General features: G+C 58.7%; 16 protein-coding genes and 1 pseudogene. 12 read left to right on the top strand and 5 right to left on the bottom strand.

Annotated elements, in window-relative coordinates; genetic code table 11:
• Positions 1-1,288: 1,288 nt before the first annotated feature.
• The gene (locus ACFQX9_RS30290; RefSeq protein WP_377791595.1) at positions 1,289-1,843 is read right to left on the bottom strand and encodes a peroxiredoxin; all 555 of its coding nucleotides are present in this window, start codon (positions 1,841-1,843) and stop codon (positions 1,289-1,291) included.
• Positions 1,844-2,377: 534 nt separating this feature from the next.
• On the opposite strand from ACFQX9_RS30290, the gene nifH reads away from it, so the two are divergent.
• From nifH to ACFQX9_RS30255, 7 genes are all read left to right on the top strand, one after another.
• Positions 2,378-3,268, top strand: a complete 891-nt coding sequence (gene nifH / locus ACFQX9_RS30285) for a nitrogenase iron protein (protein WP_007600043.1) — start codon at positions 2,378-2,380, stop codon at positions 3,266-3,268.
• Positions 3,269-3,334: 66 nt separating this feature from the next.
• Entirely contained in the window at positions 3,335-4,063 is a 729-nt protein-coding gene (locus ACFQX9_RS30280; protein ID WP_377791594.1) for a nitrogen fixation protein NifQ, read from the top strand.
• Positions 4,064-4,758: 695 nt separating this feature from the next.
• Positions 4,759-5,091, top strand: a complete 333-nt coding sequence (gene nifW / locus ACFQX9_RS30275; RefSeq protein WP_377791593.1) for a nitrogenase stabilizing/protective protein NifW — start codon at positions 4,759-4,761, stop codon at positions 5,089-5,091.
• A 1,150-nt stretch (positions 5,092-6,241) separates the two neighbouring features.
• Positions 6,242-7,357, top strand: coding sequence for an electron transfer flavoprotein subunit alpha/FixB family protein (locus ACFQX9_RS30270; RefSeq protein ID WP_374762368.1), 1,116 nt, complete (start codon positions 6,242-6,244; stop codon positions 7,355-7,357).
• Between the two features lie 11 nt (positions 7,358-7,368).
• Positions 7,369-8,676: an FAD-binding protein gene (locus ACFQX9_RS30265; protein ID WP_204513351.1), complete on the top strand. Its 1,308-nt coding sequence runs from the start codon at positions 7,369-7,371 to the stop codon at positions 8,674-8,676.
• Between the two features lie 40 nt (positions 8,677-8,716).
• Positions 8,717-9,013, top strand: coding sequence for a ferredoxin family protein (locus ACFQX9_RS30260; RefSeq protein WP_085383486.1), 297 nt, complete (start codon positions 8,717-8,719; stop codon positions 9,011-9,013).
• Between the two features lie 571 nt (positions 9,014-9,584).
• A complete protein-coding gene (locus tag ACFQX9_RS30255) occupies positions 9,585-10,115 on the top strand; it encodes a hypothetical protein (protein ID WP_377791383.1) in 531 nt (176 codons plus the stop codon).
• 823 nt (positions 10,116-10,938) lie between these two features.
• On the opposite strand, the pseudogene ACFQX9_RS30250 reads toward ACFQX9_RS30255, so the two are convergent.
• Positions 10,939-11,302 (bottom strand): annotated as a pseudogene (locus tag ACFQX9_RS30250) (RMD1 family protein); the annotation flags it as partial.
• A 375-nt stretch (positions 11,303-11,677) separates the two neighbouring features.
• Here ACFQX9_RS30250 and ACFQX9_RS30245 point away from each other — a divergent pair.
• Genes ACFQX9_RS30245 through ACFQX9_RS30235 form a run of 3 tightly spaced genes read left to right on the top strand, consistent with a single transcriptional unit; the run spans position 11,678 to position 13,391 of the window.
• Positions 11,678-12,559: an energy-coupling factor ABC transporter permease gene (locus ACFQX9_RS30245; protein ID WP_377791382.1), complete on the top strand. Its 882-nt coding sequence runs from the start codon at positions 11,678-11,680 to the stop codon at positions 12,557-12,559.
• The gene (locus ACFQX9_RS30240) at positions 12,559-12,882 is read left to right on the top strand and encodes a hypothetical protein (protein WP_377791381.1); all 324 of its coding nucleotides are present in this window, start codon (positions 12,559-12,561) and stop codon (positions 12,880-12,882) included. The genes ACFQX9_RS30245 and ACFQX9_RS30240 overlap by 1 nt, the downstream gene beginning before the upstream one ends.
• On the top strand, positions 12,870-13,391 hold the full coding sequence (locus ACFQX9_RS30235; RefSeq protein WP_259217541.1) for a thermonuclease family protein: 522 nt from the start codon (positions 12,870-12,872) through the stop codon (positions 13,389-13,391). Before ACFQX9_RS30240 ends, ACFQX9_RS30235 begins: the two co-directional genes overlap by 13 nt.
• A gap of 460 nt (positions 13,392-13,851) precedes the next feature.
• Here the strand turns inward: ACFQX9_RS30235 and ACFQX9_RS30230 are convergent, their stop codons facing one another.
• The 3 genes from ACFQX9_RS30230 to ACFQX9_RS30220 all read right to left on the bottom strand — a co-directional run bounded on the left by ACFQX9_RS30230 (position 13,852) and on the right by ACFQX9_RS30220 (position 15,356).
• Complete coding sequence (locus tag ACFQX9_RS30230; RefSeq protein ID WP_377791380.1) at positions 13,852-13,992, bottom strand: hypothetical protein; 141 nt, start codon at positions 13,990-13,992, stop codon at positions 13,852-13,854.
• 67 nt (positions 13,993-14,059) lie between these two features.
• Entirely contained in the window at positions 14,060-14,374 is a 315-nt protein-coding gene (gene sugE / locus ACFQX9_RS30225; RefSeq protein WP_377791379.1) for a quaternary ammonium compound efflux SMR transporter SugE, read from the bottom strand.
• Between the two features lie 91 nt (positions 14,375-14,465).
• Positions 14,466-15,356, bottom strand: a complete 891-nt coding sequence (locus ACFQX9_RS30220; protein WP_377791378.1) for an SPASM domain-containing protein — start codon at positions 15,354-15,356, stop codon at positions 14,466-14,468.
• Positions 15,357-16,174: 818 nt separating this feature from the next.
• Between ACFQX9_RS30220 and ACFQX9_RS30215 the strand changes: the two genes are divergently transcribed.
• Both ACFQX9_RS30215 and ACFQX9_RS30210 read left to right on the top strand, forming a co-directional pair.
• The gene (locus ACFQX9_RS30215; protein WP_377791377.1) at positions 16,175-16,378 is read left to right on the top strand and encodes a hypothetical protein; all 204 of its coding nucleotides are present in this window, start codon (positions 16,175-16,177) and stop codon (positions 16,376-16,378) included.
• A gap of 148 nt (positions 16,379-16,526) precedes the next feature.
• Positions 16,527-17,483: a hypothetical protein gene (locus ACFQX9_RS30210; RefSeq protein WP_377791376.1), complete on the top strand. Its 957-nt coding sequence runs from the start codon at positions 16,527-16,529 to the stop codon at positions 17,481-17,483.
• Positions 17,484-17,532: the final 49 nt, after the last annotated feature.

Here is a 17,532-nt window from a genome sequence, read left to right as displayed (position 1 = left end):
TTTTGAAGGACCGAATCGAGCATCCCTGTCTCGATAGCTTGCTTCCATGTTGAAGCGCCTGACGTGCGTCGGGAATCGGGTTTGTCACGCGGATAAAGATACAGAAGGACAGAGAACAAATTCGCGTGTAGTTCATGTTCTTATCTGGAAGATAAAAAGCCCGCTTGAATAGTTGCCGATGGTCATTGATATGGTAATGGGAAGCAGTTGCGTCGTTTTTCAAAAACAAGGCGCTGCAGATAAATGCGCAAAGCGAAATCGGAGAACGTCACGTGGCGAAAAGCACCAAGCGCAAAGAATATAGTAAGGATGAGGTCAAGCTGCTCAAGGCGCACTCAAGGGCGCGCACCCCTGTAGCTAGGGTTTCAAAGCTTATGAAGCGATCCGAAGGCTCCCTAAGGCAGAAAGCGTCTACCTTGGGGATTGGCTTGGGTCACCAGCGCTGAGATGGGATTCAGCTTCGGAAATCGACCGGCGTGATGATCGAAACCGTCAGGCGGCGTGCGATTGCTGGCCAGTTGGTCGTCTCAGGCTCGGCGCCGACGGTTAGGTCGCGCGGCGAACGAGCTGACCGGCTTCTCCGTCGATCCGGTTACTTGACCTAAACCCAACCGATTGTCGTGTTCAATCAGCGACTCAAGCGAATCGCTCGTCGCAACGTGCTGCTTAGGCGCTGAATATAGATTTGCCGGGCCCGGAAAATACGGTGTGCGAGCGCGTCGACCGACGGCAGGCACACGTCGTTCGCGCTAAGCCATCTGCCGCTGCGTCCACCCTTCTCAAGGCGCGGCGACTGAAACCTAGAATGCCCCAAGAGGGAGAGATTGGTACCCTGTTTCTGACCTCGTGGGCGCTGGATCGCGCCCTTGAAGTTGCATGCCGGTAAGCCGCAGACAAAAGAGAACCGCGGTCCCGGCCTACGACGAAGTATAAGGAACTCCGGCGGGAGATGTGCGTCCGGCAGGCGCAGAAGCGTACAAGCGTTTGTATGTTCATGGGCAGCCGCGCCGGCATCCGCTTGTGTTCGGGATGATGTGAGGTCAGCAAAGCGGCCGTGAACGCTGTTTATCGTCGTGATCGAGACCGTGGATATCGCCGCCGCGACTGCCGCGCGGATATTCGCGGCGGCGGCGTCAGAGTTCATGACCGGTAAAGAGAACTGAATTGCGGGTCGCACTCGCTAGCAGTGTTTGCGGCAGCATCGTCTCACCTGAAATCATCAAGAACGATGGCGCGTGACCTCCCGCGGCCGCAAACGCTCGTCCAACTGCACGATCGATATGTTGCCTCAGGCAATTTTAAGCGTGTCGCCGCCGATTTCGCGGTTGCAAGGGCAGAGCTCATCAGTCTGTATCGCATCCAGAACGCGTAACGTGTCGGTGGGGCTGCGGCCGACATTGAGGCTAGTCGCATAGACATGCTGGATCGTGTTCTCAGGATCGACGATGAAGGTATAGCGATGTGCGATGCCATCACGCGAGCGCACTCCAAGGCCATCGACCAGTGTGCCCTTGGTGTCGGCAAACTGCCAGATGGATAGACGGTGCAGGTCCTTATGGTCACGCCGCCAAGCGAGCTTGCAAAACTCGTTATCGGTCGACCCACCAAGCACGATTGCGTCGCGATCGGCGAAATCCTTCGTCAGGCGGGCAAACTCGGCGATTTCGGTCGGGCAGACGAATGTGAAATCCTTCGGGTAAAAGAAGATGACTTTCCATTTGCCGGGGAAACTTCTCTCAGTCAGCGTCTCGAAAGCGCTTTGCCCGTCCTCCTCCTGCAGGTGAAAGCCGGGCTTCACGCCTATGATGTCGAACGGCGGCAACTTACTTCCAATTCCAAGCATATTGTCCTCACAACATCGGGTTACACGGAACAGCGTTCCGCGACTGACTGAGCAAGCAATATGCCACCCGATCTGGCGGCAAGTGCCCGCCATGCCCATCGTGGAACATTCGCCTTTGATGGTGGCGATGTCCTCGAGCCCGATCTGCAACATGTCGTCTCCTCAATCGTCTCGGGCGGAAGGCGCGGGATTTCCCGTTTGTGCTCCTTGGCCGGCGCTCGTAGTGGAATCGGAGCGCAGAGGCTTTGTCGGGTTTCTGTCATAGCCCTTGCGGCTGTCCGGTCCGCCACAGCACGCCGGCGTCCGAGGCCACGCTGTTAGTTGAGGGTAATCAAAGGCTTAACGCAGGTGCGAATGAAATGGCACGCCAGTTGCTAACTGGATGGAGCAACAACGAGCGAGGGCTGAGGGCACGCCGACGCTGATGGCGAGCGATGGCCTCCTTCCCGAAACTCGTGTGCCCATGGTTTCTACGAGAGAAACAGGCTCGCGCATTCGGCGCGAAAAATTGGTAATCGGTTGATGGAGAGCAACATGTCTTCGCTGAGACAAATCGCGTTTTATGGCAAGGGTGGCATCGGCAAATCGACGACGTCGCAAAATACGTTGGCGGCCCTTGCTGAGCTGGGCCAAAGGATTCTGATCGTCGGCTGCGATCCCAAAGCGGACTCGACTCGCCTCATCCTGCACGCCAAAGCGCAAGACACCATTCTGAGCCTGGCGGCGAATGCCGGCAGCGTCGAGGACCTCGAAATCGAGGACGTCATCAAGCTCGGCTACAGGGACATTCGATGCGTCGAGTCCGGTGGTCCGGAGCCGGGGGTCGGCTGCGCTGGACGCGGCGTGATCACGTCCATCAACTTTCTGGAAGAGAATGGCGCTTATGAGGACATCGACTACGTCTCTTACGACGTGCTCGGCGACGTCGTCTGCGGCGGCTTCGCGATGCCTATCCGTGAGAATAAGGCACAGGAAATCTACATCGTCATGTCCGGCGAGATGATGGCGATGTATGCCGCCAACAATATCTCCAAGGGTATTCTGAAGTATGCGAATTCCGGCGGCGTGCGTCTCGGCGGCCTCATCTGCAACGAGCGGCAGACCGACAAGGAGCTGGAGCTTGCCGATGCTCTTGCCAAGAAGCTCGGCAGCCGGCTGATCTATTTCGTGCCGCGCGACAATGTCGTGCAGCACGCGGAGCTGCGCCGAATGACGGTGCTGGAATACGCGCCGGACTCCAAGCAGGCGGATCACTATCGCAATCTCGCGACCAAGATCCACAATAATGCCGGACAAGGCGCTATCCCCACCCCAATCAGCATGGACGAGCTCGAAGATATGCTCATGGAACACGGCATCATCAAGCCCGTCGACGAGAGCCAGGTCGGCAAGACCGCTGCCGAGCTTGCCGCTATTTCGGCATAGTTCATGTTGTCGGCCTTCGCGATCCGGGAAGGCCGACATCGTCCACTCAGAAGCTGTGCGAAAGTTATGATCGGCACACAAGGAAAAACGGCCGGCACGATCTCATCTCGCGTATCGGTAGCTCACGTCGCCGAGCAGCGCGATGCGAGTGAGCTCTACAAGCTTCTGACCGGGCGCCATCCGGCAGAAGTCGACATCAGCGACAATGATGATTTCGATCGCCATGTGCTCGCTTGCATTCTGGCCACATCAGCTATGGATCGCGGCCAACTTCCCGGACGTGCTGGCTTGACCAACCAGGAGCTCAATGCGCTCTTGGTGCAATACTTCCCATCCGCCCCGGTCAGGAGCTGTACCTGGCGCGAACAGTCCGCCTTACCGGCTCTTGACGAGACAGTCATGGTACGCGACCTCCTGCTTGCGCAACGTTCCACTCATGGCGAGGTTGGCGGCTGGCTCGCGACGATGATCGCGCGGCGCGCCATGGAGCCTAATCACTTGTGGGAAGATCTCGGCCTGCGGAAGCGGGATGAATTGTCCCGTGTCCTCATGCGCCATTTCGGGCCGCTGGCGGCTCGCAACACGAAGAATATGCGCTGGAAGCGCTTCTTCTATCGCATGCTATGCGAAGATGACGGCCTGGTGATGTGTACCACGCCGGTCTGCACGGAATGCAATGATTTTGATCTTTGCTTCGGCGAAGAGAGCGGGGAGAGCCGGATGGCCGGACGTCGGCGGGATCATCTGCGCCGCCTTGATGACACCGTCCAAGCCGTCCCAAGCTTGAAAGGCTGAGTTCATTTTTGATACCCTCTTTGGCGCCATTGCGGGAGTGTTCTACGAGCTTTCGGCCACCTGTCGCATGGGGGGTGAAAACAGGCCGGGGCAAACGATTGCGCGCACCCGACCTAAGGCCGAGGCGGCGTCTGATGATCGCGGGTTGATATCTGGCGGAGCCGACAATGCGCCGCTGAAGGAAGTTGCCGTCGCAGCCAGACAGCTCTGTTGCGGTGATACCGGCATACTGCTATCCGAACTGGAAAAAGCCGCGGTCGTCGTTGCAGCCGCTGCGCCCCGTACCATCCCGCTCAACAAGGCGATTGTCGACGAGCATGTCTTTAGCAATGCACCCGGCATCCACGACCACGGGCTGTTAAAGGACCTGGCGCAGCTACGAAGGGCTAGACCCGGGGCTGCTCGCCGCTCCTCCCGGATTGTGATCGGAAAGCATTCAGGGTTTGCCGCGATCACCTTGCTGCTGTCGTGCAGCTTTCTTTCGGCGCCGAGCAAAGCGGAACCATCCCGGCGCCCGTCCGCAAGCATGCCATCGAGCACCAAGGTCTGGTTGCGCAGGAAACGGTGTTGGCGATCTGGCGCGACATTCACGAGAGCTCGCTCGTCAACAGCGAATCAGCCACGCGGGTCGCGCGATCGGGTTGAAACATTCCAGCCTGGTCGTTTCTGGGCGCGGATCGAGACGGAGGTTGAGAATGACGACGGATGGGATCCTTGCGCGATTGAACAAGGCCTCGGCCGCAGAGGATTTTTTTTCACTCCTCGGCGTCGAGTACGATGCGAAAATCGTCGATGTGGCGCGGCTTCACATCCTGCGTCGCATGGGCCAATATCTCGCAGGCGAGGAGTTGACCGGTGCATCTGATCCTGAGATCGCCGCGCGTTGCAAGGCCACGCTTGAGCGCGCCTATGCCGACTTCGTCACGTCCTCCCCGATCGAACAGCGCGTATTCAAGGTGCTGAAGGATGCGGCCGCACCACAAGCGAACAAGCATCCAGCATTGGTCCAGCTCGATTTGTTGGACTGAATTGAGCTCATATGTCGTGCTCTGGACCGTGAAGGTCCCGAGAGCCTGACAGCAAGCCATGGTTTCGAATTCAAGCGGAAAGTTACAGTCGCGGCCTCGCGGATCCGCAGCTTGAGCACCTCGGCTCGTTAGAGGCCAATCACGACTCACCGCTGATATTTCCATCCTTTTAAGCTGGTACGCATGCTGTACCTATCTCCTGCAATCATGCGCCGGCAGCGGGACCGCACACGTCGCCAGGAAAGCTCAGCAAGGTTCAGATGAGTGTCTTCTGTCGCATTCCGGACACGGGTCAGTACGGCCTCGAATGTTTCGACCTCGTGAGAGGCCGCCAATCCGACTCGTTCTTCAGTAAGATTGTGAAATAACGGTCAATTTTCATCGCCTGCGCAATTGGTACGACAATTGCTGACATATGCTCAGCTAGTCTGGAGTAGCGCATGCTCGTTTTGGTCCGCATCGATTTTATTTTTGACGCCGCGCAGGTTCGCGCGCGCTGCCTGCCGGCACCATAATGCGTCGCGACGCCAAAGCGATCGTCGCATACCTGGCTGAGCTGAAAGGTGCCTTTGATTCGTGCGCCCCCGTTGGCCGATCCCTGGCCGAGGTTTCGCGGGGGGAGCCGTTGCTCAACAGCGCCGGCCGTGCGGCGCTGTTGACCGGGCGCCTTGAGCGCCGCCCCTCCTGTCCTCGCCAGGAGTTGCGGGCCTGTCGCTATGATCGGCAAGAAACAAGCGCACTCGGAGCAATGGGATCGCGCTTCCACCGGCAACGACGCGGCCGACAATCGTACCAGCCGAGCCCCTCGCAGGTCTTCGATCTGTTGCACCTCGGTTGCATCTCTAAGATGAGGAGGACCAATCGATCGGCACGCCTGACCGGCCCGGTCGGTGCCTTAGCAGTGCCCGGAACCAAACCGTCTTCCCAGAATGCCGCATCCGGAACGAACCCGAGGCGCACGCTTCCGGGCTCGTCGTCAAGGTCCAGCAACGGCTGTATCGGTCCGGCGCTGCTGCCAGCCGGTGCTGACGGGATGCCGGCCGGCTTGCGGCCCGACGCTTAACTGAAGAAATCTTCAAGCGCAAATTCCAACCTGGAGGCGGAGCATGCTGCCCTGGCGAGCCGCTACTGAATGCGAATGGGAGTACAGATGATGAGCACCGCACCGAAAAGTGCAGCTCCGGCCGCGGGTGGTGGTCGCGCGGCGACCAAGAGGGAGCTGCCCGCGCGATTTAAGCCGTATAAGCACGTCTGGGTTTTCATCGAGCAGGAACGCGGGGTTGTGCACCCCGTCTCATGGGAGCTGATGGGGGCCGGCCGCCGGCTCGCCGACAAGCTCAATGTTGACCTCGCCGCGGTTGTCATCGGCCCGGTCGGGGAGACAACGCAGCAGGCGGTCGCCGAATCCTTCTGCTACGGCGCCGACCTCGCCTATATCGTCGCAGACAATCTCTTGGCCGATTATCGCAACCAGTCCTATACCAAGGCCCTATCAGAGCTGGTCAACACTTATAAGCCGGAAATCCTACTCCTAGGGGCAACAACACTCGGCCGCGACCTCGCCGGCTCAGTGGCCACCACACTGCTCACCGGCCTAACTGCGGACTGCACCGAGCTCGATGTCGATGCCGACGGCTCGCTTGCAGCGACCCGGCCGACGTTTGGCGGCTCGCTGTTGTGCACGATCTACACACTCAACTATCGTCCACAGATGGCAACCGTCCGTCCGCGCGTGATGCCGATGCCCGAGCGCGTGACAGGCGCCGTCTCGCGCGTCATCTCGCATCCGCTCGGGCTTGTAGAAGAAGATATCGTCACAAAGGTCCTGTCCTTCCTGCCAGACCGCGAGTCTACAAAGTCCAACCTTGCCTATGCCGACGTGGTCGTCGCAGGAGGGCTCGGTCTGGGATCGCCTGAAAATTTCCAACTTGTACACCAGCTCGCGGACGTGCTTGGCGGCGAATATGGCTGCTCGCGGCCGCTGGTCCAGAAGGGCTGGGCCACCTCCGACCGACAAATCGGCCAGACCGGGAAAACCATCCGGCCAAAGCTCTATATCGCGGCCGGCATTTCCGGCGCTATCCAGCATCGCGTCGGCGTGGAGGGCGGCGACCTCATCGTTGCCATCAACACTGACAAGAACGCTCCGATCTTCGACTTTGCCCATATCGGCATCGTCACCGACGCCATTCGACTGTTGCCGGCGTTGACCTCTGCATTCCGCGCGCAGCTATCGCCGCACTCGCACGACCGCATCGCTGGCTAGGGGAGCTTGTTATGATTCAGGAAAGATTCGACGCCATCGTCGTCGGTGCTGGCATGGGCGGGAACGCGGCGGCGCTTACAATGGCCGAGCGGGGTCTGAAAGTGCTGCAGCTGGAACGCGGCGAGTATTCCGGGTCGAAGAACGTGCAAGGGGCCATCCTTTATGCCGACATGCTGGAGAAGCTGATTCCGAATTTCCGAGAAGATGCGCCGCTTGAGCGGCATCTAGTCGAGCAACGCTTCTGGATCCTGGACGAGCGTTCGCACACAGGGATTCACTATCGATCCGATGATTTCAACGAGGAGAAGCCGAACCGCTACACCATCATCCGCGCCCAGTTCGATAAATGGTTGTCGCAGAAGGTCCGCGACGCCGGCGCTACCGTGCTGTGCGAGACCACGGTGACCGAGCTCCTCCAGGATTCCCATGGCAGGGTCGTCGGGGTGCGCACAGACCGCGATGGGGGTGAAATCCATGCAGATGTTGTCGTGCTGGCCGAGGGGGTGAACGGAGTGCTCGGGACGGGCGCGGGCTTAAGAGGGCGGCCGAAACCGGACAAGGTCGCACTCGCGGTTAAGGAGATGCATTTTTTGTCACGCGAGACAATCGACGCTCGCTTCAATCTCAAAGGCGACGAGGGGCTCGTCATCGAAGCAGTCGGAACCATCTCCCGCGGCATGACCGGTATGGGCTTCATCTATTCCAATAAGGAATGCATCTCGCTCGGTATTGGCTGTCTTGTTGCCGACTTCCAGCGTACCGGCGAGACGCCTTACGGCCTGCTCGAGGGTTTCAAGCGTCACCCATCCGTCGCGCCGCTCATCGAAGGTTCGGAGGTCAAGGAATATTCCGCGCACTTGATCCCCGAAGGTGGGTACAGGGCAATCCCGCAGCTTTGCGGGGAGGGCTGGGTGGTCGTCGGAGACGCCGCCCAACTTAACAACGCCATCCATCGCGAGGGGTCCAATTTGGCGATGACGTCGGGCCGTATCGCGGCGGAAGCGATCTGCCTTATCAGATCGCGAAAAGATCCGATGACGGCCAAAAATCTTTCGCTTTACAAGAAAATGCTAACTGATTCTTTCGTGATCAAGGACCTGAAGAAGTACAAAGATATGCCGGCACTCATGCATACCCACTCGCAGAACTTCTTTCTCACATATCCGCAGCTCTTCTCCAAGGCGATGCAGGATTACGTGCGCGTCGACGGCACACCAAAGCTCGAGAAAGAGAAGCTGATGCTGAGCTCGTTCATCAAGGCCCGGTCTTGGAGTGGGCTGTTTAGCGATGCCCTGCGCATTGCCCGGGCCTGGCGATGATCCAAACCTAAGACAATGACGAACGACGGAGCCAGAAACAATGCCGAGCGAGCCATCCCAACGTGTCGAGGATAAACTATTCTACAACCGTTATCTCGTTGATTCCGGCCGCGCCCACATCAAGGTACGTCCGCACACCACGCCATCCTCGCGGCTCTTGTCGATGCTGAAGGCCTGCCCTGCACGGTGCTACGAGCTCAACGATAAAGGTCATGTTGAGGTGACAGTCGATGGGTGTATCGAGTGCGGCACCTGCAGGGTGATCTGCGAAGAAAGTGGTGATATCGAGTGGAGCTACCCACGCGGCGGTTACGGTGTCCTATTCAAGTTCGGTTAAATCTTCAGGTGAGAGCCCTGCCACGGCGGCTACGTCGTTCTCGCGATGCAACGAGATCACGCGCGAAATCGGCGTTAACCCGGTCACGTTCAACCGGTGTCCCAATCTTCCATCTACCCGGCGGGCCCTTGCATGGTGGACAAACGCAGTTTCCGGTTTCCGCTATAATATTCCCGAAGATAGCCAAAGCGAGCGGATCCGAAGCAAGGGTGCAAACGCAACGTCGTCCGTCTCGGATCTGGTCCACGGTCTGGTTGTCTTCCGGAATATCTGGCCGGTTTCGTCCTCCCTGGAAGGTTGGCGGTGATCCGCCCGCCGCCACCGCCTCGCTACCTATCACCTACTGACGGAATGTTGGAAGCAGGCCTTCGCTCGGCCGTAGCCACGACCCGACAACATGCCATCCCGCGCCTTGTAGACGAGAAAAGCACGAGCGCATCACGAAAATAGCGCATTCTGAGTCCTTCGCGCGACCGCCGGTTCCGCGTTCGTCAGGCGGACTGCGCGCATGCACCACACAACTTTGCACTTTCATTCCGCTATCGCCGGGATATATCGTCCGCCGGAGAGCATGATGATGGTTCGGGTACAAAAGAGCAGGGCAGGAGCTAACGCGTGGCGAGCAGATGCAGGGCGTGAGAGTTCGATTGCCGACATCCAGGCTCGCATAGTCGAACTGAGAAGCTTGCCGCGCGAGAAGCTCGCGGATGCGGCGTTCATGCTCTCGATGAATGCACGAAGCCAGCGCGAGTTGATACGAGAGGCAATCGAGAAGCGCGCCGCGGTCGAGTTGGACTTTGATCCGCCGGCGAAAGGGGATTTGGCGACCTATCTCGCCAATGATGTGGTCTCGACCTTACGCGACCACGTTTCTGAACTTCCCACCCTGATGGACCTCTTGGTTCAGCGAGCGCCTGACGTCGGCTTCACCGTCCATCGGGAGGAGGCCGTTTCGCTGCTCGCCGCAATCGTTCGCGAACAGCGGCTCGAAGGTGTCCTTGAAGGCCTCAGGCTCGCCGGCCTTCTGAACGAGCCAGCTAAGCATCGCCATGGCGGGTTCTGTTCAGAAGTGGATTTGGGGGAAGTTGCCGCCCGCACGTGAGTGGCGAGGGCGCTTTGAGGACAATCCCTGCAGATGGAATGTCTACAGGCAACCGGGACGTCGGATATCTCGGCGCCTGCTTGCGAGGTCAAAACCGCTTGAAATTCGCGGCGCAGTTCCTTGTCGTCCGTTTATCGCTGACGCGGAGCTGCCATGCACGCTCCATGGCAGTACCGAGCGCGTATAGCTCGGCGACCGTCCCCTTAGTCAACCCGAGGACCGCGGTTCGGAGCTTTCATGTTCAGTTGTAGCACGCGCGGTGCGCTGCGCTCCTCGATCACGGAGCCTTTCGCTAGCAGCCAAGCAAGGGAAATCACCGAAGGCGACGTCGACCGAGCCGCGGCGATGTGTCAACGCGGCGAAAGGCGTTCGCTCTTAGCGAGGCGCTCTGGTGAAATCGACCGTCCTTGTTCCGGTCGTCACTGGCCGCGCGCTGGCGAACGACGGGGGAAGCGCAAGTATTCCGCGAGCTACTCGGCAACAGCGGACAAGCTCAGTTGCGGTCCGCCGCAAACTGACAAAGGGTCTTCTCGGATCACGCTGGATCGTCGGGGTGAACGCTCTGCCGCGCGTCTGCCATACACGCATGATCGTTGATCGATTTTCCGGAGAATTGCGCCGGAAGTCGCCTCGCCTATTTGCTCGGTCGCGAGCCGCACCGGGATTTCGTCGAACCTCGCGTGCACGAGCACGGCGAAGGCTTTGCCAAAACACGCCGCCGCGTGCGCCGAACAGCGTGTTCCTCGCAACTAGCCGGCCTGATACGTTAGTGAGTCCGCTCAAAGGCCAGGAAAGCGCCTCGCCTGCTGTGACCAGCCGCACTTCACTGAGCTGCTGCAATAATCTGACCGCATCCGATCGCAACTTTCGTCGCGATCAGCACGACTATAACCTTCCAGACGCAGCGAGCGCCGTGTCTCGATGATGTCCGCCGGGGCGTTGGCCGTCCGGAATGGCCCGCAGTTTGCGCTGGAGCATCTCAAGACGCTCCTTCAATTCGTATTCGTCAGTCAGCCGCGAATAGAGCCGCTCCAGCGCCGGCTTGCCCCAGAGTGCGTCGGGCTTCTCGGCAATGGCTGCGCGGCCCGCCACACGCTGCTGGACCAGGAGCGCATCGCCGATCAGCTGGAGAATGCCCTTGGGTCCTCGCGCGGTCGGCCGCGCTCGGCTAGTTCGCGTGCAAAGGGTGTCTTCGCGCCGGCGGCCGCAGGATTTCCAATTCAAGAAGGGAGGTAGAACGATTGTTCGAAACGGCACAGGTTGAGCAAAGACGGGGCACCCATGTGTGTTCAATTTCATCCAGAGTATGTCAGCTAGCTCACACGGCGAGCCTTGTGGGGACGGAAACGTTTCAACGCGCAATCAGAGGCTTAAGCGCGGTGGCGGGGGTGGCATAGCTGTTGCTATCAAAGTCCCGCAGACCGAGCGGAGGCTGTGTGCACACCCGGTCCGATATGGCGGAAGCAGGACGTTAGCGGTCGACCGAGGTGCGGAAACTGAAATGCCGTTTCGAGCGGTCTACCACACAAGGCCCGAGTACAAAGGCAAGAGGGACCTGGACCATGCATATCGAACCGGGAATAGTAACAGGCGCCAAGCTTGTGCTAAGCTGCGTGCTAGGCCTTGCGACGTGCTGCGTCGCCGCCAAGCTTCTGGTCGAGACTATGCGCGAGCGGGGCGCTCTGTCATTTGCCCTGCAAGCCATCGCCGCGACGCTTGTGTTCATGTTCTTCGAGAGTCTGCCGCACTTTGCGGTTGGGGTCTCCGAGGTGCGTTTCGTCCCCGGCTCGATGCTGTTTCTGTTGTTCGGCGCGGCGGCGGCTGCTTTTGGTCTTGCGCTCGGCCTGCTGCTGGAAAACATACTCTTTGTTCCGGCCGACCTGCCGCAATTTGGTATGAATGCCACGACGCTTCTGGTGCCGCTGTTTGCGATCCAGGCGCTCGCCAATCGGCTCATCCCGTCCAACACCGCGCATCGCGATCTGCAGTACAGCAAGGCGCTTGCCCTCTCGACGGCGTATCAGTCTGGTATCGTTGTCTGCGTCACGTTTTGGGCCCTCTACGGCGCGGGCTTCGGCGCCGCCAATCTTTATAACATCGCATGGTTCGCGGTTTCCTACGCACTTGTGGCCCTGGTCCAGCTAGGGGTTGAGATGGCTGTGCTGGCGCTCGCGAAACAAGTTGGGCGGCGTGACTACGGGCGGAGTCGTCGCCAACCGCCTGTAGAAGGCATGTTGCCGTTGATAACAACGATGGCCCTCGGAGCGCCCGTTTTGCTCCAGCGATGCATACACTTTCCCTTAGTTGCCGTGAGCAGCGACCGCGGACGGCGCGTGCTCGCTGCTATCGGTGCCAGAAAGGCGGCGAGCTTATGCTCATTTCGGACAAGGCCATCAGGAATTCGTATGACGCGGACTTGCGGGCAGCGGTCTGCGCTTGCTTGATGGCTAATCAGCGTACGCGCACGACGGATTTCGCCCTGCCGGTGCGCGATGCAGTCGAGGCGGACTGCCGCAATGACGTGGAGCAATGGCCCCATTCGGTCAGCGCAGCAGGCGCGTCACAAACCATCGTGGGCGAGGTTGGACGCGAGGGAGGTGTTGCGCTGCTCATTCAGGGAGATTCATCTGTCGAGCGAGCTTACTTATTCAACATTAGCACCCTTCTGGGCACTGCGATCGAGCGCCTTTCGCCACTTGCCTATGCTCTGCTGCGCTCGGCCGGAATGTTCGCAGTTCGGAAAAGAAGATCGCTATGCCCGGATTGATCGTGGTGTTGACCATGTTCGCACTGTGCAGCATCGTGTTGGCCGGCCAGTTGACCGGGCGGGCAAAGGTCATCAACACCGACACCGTTGAAATCAACAGGACTCGCGTTCGGCTCTGGGGCATCGACGCGCCGGACAAGTCCCAAATGTGCAGAGATATCAACGGCAATCCATATCGATGTGGCCTCAGGGCCGTGCGCGACCTTGAAGGCTTCATTGCAGAGCGCGAAGTCAGTTGCCTGTCAGTGCTGCAGGATGAGTCTGGACGGACGATTGCGACCTGTTCAGCTGATGGCATGGATGTCGGAGAATGGTTGGTGCGCAATGGTCTCGCGTTCGATCAGACGCAATCTTCCACAGGGCCATACCGGGCCGCGCAACGCGCCGCCGATCGTGCCGGACTGGGCTTATGGTCGGGCAGCTTTGCCGTACCTTCGTTATATCGAGCGTGCATTCGGTTGGGTGGTCGACCAGCCAGCTGTTCGGACGACGCGAATGCACATCCTTGATGGCTGGCCCCTACACCAGAATACGCCGCAATCGGCTCCCGCGTGAGGTGACAGTCACGAGCGAGCTGGCTCGATCGGGAGTAAGTCCTCAACACTGCCGCCCAATCATGCGACGAGTAGGATGGTCTCGTACTCTTAGGCGGGATGGTCGGAACCAGTTCGGAGCAAACGAAGACGCTCTGCCGGTCATATCGTTCTGTGATGCACCTTTTCCCCTGCAGCTCCGTAGAGCAGGCATCGCACGACTTGAGCAAGCGACCTTTCTTGGCCGCCGCCATGAGCATCAGCGGCATAGCTGGGTCCATTACTGTTCTGGTCGCATTGGCGAGCTTGGCACCCAGTTGTTCGTGCCGCTCCAGGTGGTGCCTCGGGCCAGAAGCAATGGCCGTCGGCACGCCGATTGGCGACGGGCGTATCGTCCGCACCACGTGCTTTCGTGTTGCGAGACTGAGGCTCGCGGTCAACAGGTCTCGGCCAAGAGGGCCTGCATCGGCATCTCGTTCACGGCGACTTTCTTCGGCCACAGTATCACCGTGGCCGCTGTCGGCGCCGCGCCCTCGGCGGTGCGCTGGAACGCGCCCAGCTCAATTGTGCCGGACAATCACGGCGGCAAGTCTCCGATCCTTGCGGCGCTGACCTGGTGGGGGTCAATGCTTTCGACGTTTTCGTCAGGACACGAGCTTCAGCCCGACAATGCCGGCCACGATCAGTCCGATGCTGGCAAAGCGAAACGGGGTAGCCGGCTCCCCGAACAGGATGATGCCGAGCGCCGCGGTGCCGACCGCGCCGATGCCGGTCCAAACCGCATAGGCAGTTCCAATGGGCAGCGTCTTCAGAGCGAGGCCGAGCAGGATCACGCTGCCAGCCATGGCCACGAGCGTGAGCACGGACGGAACGAGCTTGGTAAAGCCCTCGGTGTATTTGAGCCCGATTGCCCAAGCGACTTCCAGGAGGCCGGCGACCAACAAAATGCTCCAGGCCATGGCGACCTTCGTTCATGGCGGGGTCGTCACCGCGGCTGATGTGATGATGAGCGGCAAGGCCGTCCTCGCCTGGGCTCCCGATTCGTTTCGATCAGTCAGGGTCAACTGCTCTCAAGGATGAGCATTCCGACCAAAGTGGCTCGGCGAATTCACACGATCGACAAAGTAGAAAACCGTCCGCGCCGTTCATGCGACTGGCAATCTTGCCAAATGTCGCCCCTTCGAAGAGATCCTTGTGTCTGTCGCGGAGAAGGTTGCCCAGAACGTGCCGTCGCTCAAAATCCATGCAGCAGAAAGTAACGTCGCCGTTTGGGAGAAGAACATTCCGATATTGCCGTTCGTCAGGACATGTCAGCGCTCCAACGATTGGCTGTCGTGCTTCAACCATCCTAAGCTCGCCGCTCGCAGGCCTGCTGCGCGGGGGACGCGAGCGAACGAGCGCTTCGTCAGGTATTATGTCGACTAGTTCGGGATGCACCTCGCCCATGACTATGAAGAGCAGTGACGAAATGCCGGCATCAACAAGTTGGCGCATCAAATCGACATAGTTGCGCCTGACGAGAGCACTGTCCATATGCGTGCCGTTATCAAAAACGTGCACCAGGAAAACGCGGAACTGCAACGCACGCAAGCGTCTTAGATCCCGCCCATTCATTCCTACCAGAGTTGAAAAAATCCGGATTCCATGGCCACACGCGTAGGCATGCTCAACCATTTCGGTGCAAGCCGGATTGAGCCAAGGCTCCGAATACCCGGAAAAGCTGATGTCCACAGTTGCTGGTACGCGCGCCAGGCACCGCTTGAAATCTTGCAAAGAAAGATGCTTCACGTCGGATATAGCTCTTTGCCGTTCGGCGAACTTGTCCTGCTGGCAATAAGAACATCCGACGACACAGCCGGTTGTCGTGGTTACCTCCAAGACCCTGCCGCCACTAATTGCAGAGCGCAGCTCCTGTGCAGTCATCGATTGTATATTATCCAATTCCGCGCTCCGCTATTAGGAACAAAGAGGTCTTGAGGGGCACCCTCGCGTTGCATCCCTCATCTCGGTTCGCTCATGCATCATTCCCGGTTCGTCGCCCATCCCTGCGACACGGCACGGTCGCAAGCCGCGGCCGCGATAGATGAGACAGCGCCGACGGCTCACTCACCTTAGCGCCCCAGTCCAGCAGGACCTGGCGGCTGCCGAGTGCACGTCCGTCGACCGCGGCGATCTAACCTCTCGCTTATTCGAACAAGCATCACTCATGCCATCGGCGGTATTGTCCATAAGCCGACACATCCGCGATAACTGTCTTCGCAATGGCACAACGGAGGCGCAACTGCGATCGAAAGCTTACAATAGGACGCTATGTACGATTCAAGCTCTTTCGAAATGAGTTGAATGGCAGCCTTCCTACGAAATGTGAGGCCGTTGCCGCCGCCCCGAGGGCCATGTCATCATCATCGACGTGCATCGGGATCGGCCGCGCGAAGTGCCGACTGGGAGTGCACTTTGCCGCAGTCAAGAGTGCACGACTTCATGCAGCAAGTCGTGAATTTCAATAGTTGGAAATGCTATGCAAGGGAGCGGCGTCGTCATGCTCTCCCATGCTCGGGAGGCGGCTGGATAAATATCCGGGCGCCAGCGCTACGGTCGGACTTGCGAGGCGTCTTCTCGATGATGGTCCAGAACAGGAGTGGGACCGCGCTGGCCTTGTGTACGAATGTTCCGCCCTACTGGCTTCCGACTTTTCTAAACCGCTGGAGCAAGTCGGCTAGTAGGGCACGGGCGACCTCACCTATCTCTACGGCATCGCGATGAGCAGTTTCACCGTTGACTCGGGCGCGGTTCGCTCATCGTCTTTCATGGGGGATCAGTTCACCGACAACCCCATTGCAATGTTCATCGGACAAAACTCGATTGGCACGCGCAATTTCGCTTCGACTCCGAGCGTCCTGCCGACCTTGATGCGCTTCTCGCTGGGTGTCGCGTACAACGACGTCCTCAACCGACTTCGATAGCCGCACGCTTGCCGCTTGCTCATGTCCTCGATGCGCCGGCAGCTTAGTGTTTCGTTTACCAATCTCAGGTAGGAAATTGTGCGTTATGTAGGGTATGTGGGCCATGTGCCCTAATTGTGGAGGTCGCTATGACTGCGGACGAGCCATCTTGAAAGATGTTGATCGCCTTCTTGACGGTAATCACGTTCTCCACGGTTTTGCTGCACGTTGGGCACAAGCCGGAGATCGCGATCATGCCGTGCTTTCTGTTGTCGATGCTGATGCAGGGGCGGCTGACCGAGTGATGGCTTCGACCAAAAAGCCTACCGATCTCGCAGGCAGGAGTCCTTCCGGTCCGGCCGATGTGATGCGCGCCCCCCGCATCCTAATCGTCGATGACGATAAGGCTGATGCAGATCGCATTGGAACGGCGTTAAAAAATCCCCTGACGAAAATTGGGCAGCTTGATTGCAAGATAGAGTGGGTCAACGACGTAGCAAGCGCTCGCCAATATCTCGAGAAAGATGATATCGACTTGTATTTCCTTGACCTTGATATCTCGGAATACTGGGAAAAGCCGACCGACAAGGAAACGGGCAAAGCTTTCGTGAAAGCTGTAATCAACAATACGAATGCTGGCATCATCGTATGTTCCAATCTGCCGATTGACGGGGAGGCGCCACCTCTCATCGAGTATGGAGCAGATGATTACGTCGAAAAATCCTACGGCTTCATGGCAATCGCACCCCGGGCAATGTCGGTCTGGCGAAGAACGCATACCGAGAGGCGTTCCAAGCAATCGCATTCCGGCCGGAGGTTTCGGATCGGGAATTGGATGTTCACGATTGGTGATCGTCAGATTACCGATCGTTTGGGGATCTCCAAGCGGCTTTCGATAACCGAACACATTTTCCTGCGCCATCTCTGTGCGGTGGAGGGTCATGCTATCGATAGCGAAGTCTTCAACATCGAGGTGCTGCGTAGAGAGAAAGGTGATAAGCACGTTCGACTGGACGTCTTCGTGCCAAGGCTTCGCGCCAAGTTGAACAACATGATCGACTTAGTTCCCCAAGGGCGAACGGGGATTTACAGGCTCTTGGACGTTGAAGAAGTGTTCTCCTTCTAGTTTGCTATGGCGCCTTGAGTGTAGTTTTCAATTTTTGAAAATCCCAATA

Source organism: Bradyrhizobium sp. GCM10028915, assembly GCF_042666195.1.
In the GTDB taxonomy this organism is placed as follows: Bacteria; Pseudomonadota; Alphaproteobacteria; order Rhizobiales; family Xanthobacteraceae; genus Bradyrhizobium; species Bradyrhizobium canariense_D.
This window is presented reverse-complemented; position numbering and strand designations above follow the sequence as displayed.